The organism is Mycobacterium sp. E3298, from assembly GCF_001666895.1.
Classification (GTDB): domain Bacteria; phylum Actinomycetota; class Actinomycetes; order Mycobacteriales; family Mycobacteriaceae; genus Mycobacterium.
In genome coordinates this window covers 1-3625 of the sequence record NZ_LZJB01000103.1, presented here as the reverse complement: position 1 = coordinate 3625, position 3625 = coordinate 1, and the positions used below count along the sequence as shown (strand labels likewise).

At 70.3% G+C, this 3625-nt stretch carries 3 protein-coding genes and 1 pseudogene; 3 read left to right on the top strand and 1 reads right to left on the bottom strand.

Features of this window, described 5'->3' with window-relative positions; all coding sequences use genetic code 11:
- Together A9X05_RS04725 and A9X05_RS04720 are read left to right on the top strand one after the other, a co-directional pair.
- The coding region (locus A9X05_RS04725) for an SDR family NAD(P)-dependent oxidoreductase (RefSeq protein WP_067779581.1) at window positions 1–506 on the top strand (506 nt) is incomplete at its 5' end.
- A gap of 108 nt (window positions 507–614) precedes the next feature.
- Window positions 615–2777 (top strand): acyl-CoA dehydrogenase, encoded by a 2163-nt coding sequence (locus tag A9X05_RS04720; protein ID WP_067779579.1) that lies wholly within the window; start codon window positions 615–617, stop codon window positions 2775–2777.
- A 9-nt stretch (window positions 2778–2786) separates the two neighbouring features.
- Here A9X05_RS04720 and A9X05_RS04715 read toward each other — a convergent pair whose 3' ends face one another.
- Window positions 2787–3122, bottom strand: a complete 336-nt coding sequence (locus tag A9X05_RS04715; protein WP_067756617.1) for a Zn-ribbon domain-containing OB-fold protein — start codon at window positions 3120–3122, stop codon at window positions 2787–2789.
- Window positions 3123–3171: 49 nt separating this feature from the next.
- Here A9X05_RS04715 and A9X05_RS04710 point away from each other — a divergent pair.
- Window positions 3172–3625: pseudogene (locus A9X05_RS04710) on the top strand (thiolase family protein); the annotation flags it as partial.

The following is a 3625-nucleotide window of genomic DNA, read 5'->3' as shown; positions in this document are numbered from 1 at the left end:
CGGGTGGCGGCATCGCCAAGCGGACGATGACCAAGTCCGGTCCCCACGACCTCGAGTCCTTCCAGTCCGTGATCGACCTCAACCTGATCGCCACCTTCAACATCAGCCGGCTCGCGGCCGCGCACATGGCCAAGAACGAGCCGGAGGACGAGGAGCGCGGCGTCATCATCAACACCGCGTCGATCGCGGCGTTCGAGGGGCAGATCGGGCAGGTCGCCTACACCGCCGCCAAGGCCGGCGTCGCCGGCATGTGCCTGACCATGGCCCGGGACCTGGGCTCGCTGGGCATCCGGGTGCTGGCGATCGCGCCGAGCCTGTTCGCCACCGGTTTGACGCAGGGGATTCCGGACGAATTCGCGTCGGCGCTCACCAAGGACGCCGCCTTCCCCAAGCGCCTCGGCCGGCCGATCGAGTACGCCAAGCTGGTTGCGGCGATCGTCGAGAACCCGATGCTCAACGGCCAGTGCCTGCGGCTGGACGCGGGCCAGCGCTTCGCGCCCAAGTAGCCACCCCCACGGGTCGCCCTCCCCGCATTAAGTACACTCTTTAGGCAGCCGCCCCGCTTCCCCTCGAAGCGGGGCAGGCTACCCAGCCGGTAGCGAGGAGGGCCCCTCATGGGTATCGCACTGACCGACGACCACCGCGAACTCGCCGGGGTCGCCCGCGCGTTCCTGACCTCGCAGAAGGCCCGTTGGGCGGCGCGTTCGCTGCTCGACGCCGCGGAGGAATCCCGGCCGGCGTTCTGGCAGAACCTGGTCGAGCTGGGCTGGCTCGGCCTGCACATCGACGACGAGCACGGCGGATCCGGCTTCGGGCTGCCCGAACTCGTGGTGGTGGTCGAAGAACTCGGCCGGGCCGTAGCGCCGGGGCCGTTCGTGCCGACCGTGATCGCGTCGGCGGTGATCGCCAAAGATGGCAGCGCCGAACAGAAGTCGCGGCTGCTGCCCGGCTTGATCGACGGGACCGTCACCGCTGGAATCGGTCTGGACGGGGAGGTGCGCCTCAAGAACGGCGTCGCCGACGGTGACGCCGGGATCGTGCTGGGCGCCGGGCTGGCCGAGCTGTTGCTGATCGCCGCAGGCGAGGACGTGCTGCTGTTGGAGCGTGACCGTGCCGGCGTATCGGTCGAGGTGCCGAACAACTTCGACCCGACCCGGCGTTCCGGACGCGTGCGCCTGGAGAACGTCAACGTCGGCGCCGACGACATCCTGACCGGCGGGCGGGCTTCCGCGCTGGCCCGGGCCCGGACGTTGTTGGCCGCCGAGGCGGTGGGCGGCGCGACGGACTGCGTCGACGCCGCCGTGGACTATGCCAAGGTGCGGCAGCAATTCGGGCGCACCATCGCGACATTCCAAGCGGTGAAGCATCATTGCGCCAACATGCTGGTGGCGGCCGAATCGGGCGTCGCCGCGGTGTGGGACGCCTCGCGGGCGGCGTCCGAGGACGAGGACCAGTTCCGGCTCGCCGCCGCGGTGGCGGCGGCCCTGGCGTTCCCCGCCTATGCGCGCAACGCCGAGCTGAACATCCAGGTGCACGGCGGCATCGGCTTCACCTGGGAGCACGACGCGCATCTGCACCTGCGCCGCGCGCTGGTGGTTGCGGCGCTGTTCGGCGGTGACGCGCCGGCCCGGGATGTCTTCGAGCGCACCGCCGCAGGCGCCAAACGGGAGAACAGCCTGGACCTGCCTGCCGAGGCCGAGGAGCTGCGCACCCGGATCCGCGCCGACGCCGCCGAGATCGCCGCCCTGGACAAAGCGGCGCAGCGCGACAAGCTGATCGAGACGGGCTACGTCATGCCGCACTGGCCGAAGCCCTGGGGTCGCGCCGCCGACGCGGTGGAGCAGCTGGTCATCGAGGAGGAATTCCGCGCGGCCGGCATCAAGCGCCCCGACTACTCGATCACCGGCTGGGTGATCCTCACCCTGATCCAGCACGGAACCGATTGGCAGATCGAAAGATTCGTGGAGAAGGCGCTGCGCCAGGAAGAGATCTGGTGCCAGCTGTTCTCCGAGCCCGAGGCCGGCTCCGACGCGGCGTCCGTCAAGACCCGCGCCACCCGGGTGGACGGCGGTTGGAAGATCAACGGGCAGAAGGTCTGGACCAGCGGCGCGCAGTACTGCGCGCGCGGCCTGGCCACCGTGCGCACCGATCCGGACGCCCCCAAGCACGCCGGCATCACCACCGTCATCATCGACATGAAGGGCCCGGGCGTCGAGGTGCGCCCGCTGCGGCAGATCACCGGCGGCTCGGAGTTCAACGAGGTCTTCTTCAACGACGTCTTCGTCCCCGACGAGGACGTCGTCGGGGCGCCCAACTCCGGCTGGACCGTCGCCCGGGCGACGCTCGGCAACGAGCGGGTCAGCATCGGCGGCAGCGGGTCGTTCTACGAGGGATTGGCGCCCACCCTGGTCCAGCTCGCGCAGCAGTCGGACCGCCTGGCGGGAGCGCCGGTCCGGATCGGATCCTTCCTCGCCGACGACCATGCGCTGCGGCTGCTGAACCTGCGTCGCGCGGCCCGCAGCGTCGAGGGGGCCGGGCCCGGCCCGGAAGGCAACATCACCAAGCTGAAGCTGGCCGAGCACATGGTCGACGGGGCCGCGATCTGGGCGGTGCTGGCCGGCCCGGAGGTCGCACTCATGGATGGCCCCGGTGCGGTGGTGGGCAGGCTGGCGATGGGCGCACGCGGCATGGCGATCGCCGGCGGCACCTCGGAAGTCACCCGCAATCAGATCGCCGAGCGGATCCTCGGCATGCCGCGCGACCCGCTGATCAACTAGCTGCTCCGCTCAGGTGGGTGCGAACAGCGGAGCCCCGCCGCTGCCCCTGTCCGGCCGGATCGCGACGGGCATACCGCACGTGACCGAATCGGGTTCGCAGTCAACGACATTGGCGGCCACCCGCAGGCCCTCTTGTTCGGCGAGTTCGACGATGGCGATCACGTACGGAACCGGGATCTCCGGGTTGTACGGGTGGTGGTTCACCGTAAAGGTGAACACGGTGCCACGCCCGGAGACGGGCCGGGCGACCAGCGGGGCTTTGCACGTGCGGCATTCGCCGGCAGGCGGATGCACCCAGCGCGCGCAGTCCTCGCAGTATTCGATGAGCAGCGGCTCGTCCGGCACGACGAATACAGTACACTCAATTGATTCGATGGTCTGACGGGCGGTGTGCATGACGCAATTCGAGAAGGACGCGATCCTGTCCGGCATCGGCATCTCGCGGATCGGCCGGCGCACCGGCATCGCGGGCGTGGACCTGACCATGGAGGCGGTGCGGTCCGCCATCGAAGACGCCGGCTTGGCCCCCGCCGACATCGACGGCATCGCGACGCTGGGCGACACCCCCGCCGCAGAGGTCAACGCCCAACTGCGGATCGAAGCGGCCGATTGCGGATCCGGCTTCGGCACCGGCGGCTTGCTCAGCCCGGTGATGTCGGCGTGCCGCGCGGTCGCCGAACGTCGCGCCCGGCACGTGGTGGTGTACCGGACCATCCAAATGCTCGGCGGCACCGTCCCGGTGAAGCCGCAGGAGAACGCGCCCGCGCCGCCGCTGGCCCGGATGTTCGAGACGCCGGAGGGTGCGGAACGGCCCGCCGTGGGCGCGATGGACGACGTCAACGATCTGG

What these genes read in the sequence shown, in the direction of transcription:
- A9X05_RS04720 (WP_067779579.1), top strand. Translation starts at nt 615, where the DNA reads ATGGGTATCGCACTGACCGACGACCACCGCGAACTCGCCGGGGTCGCC.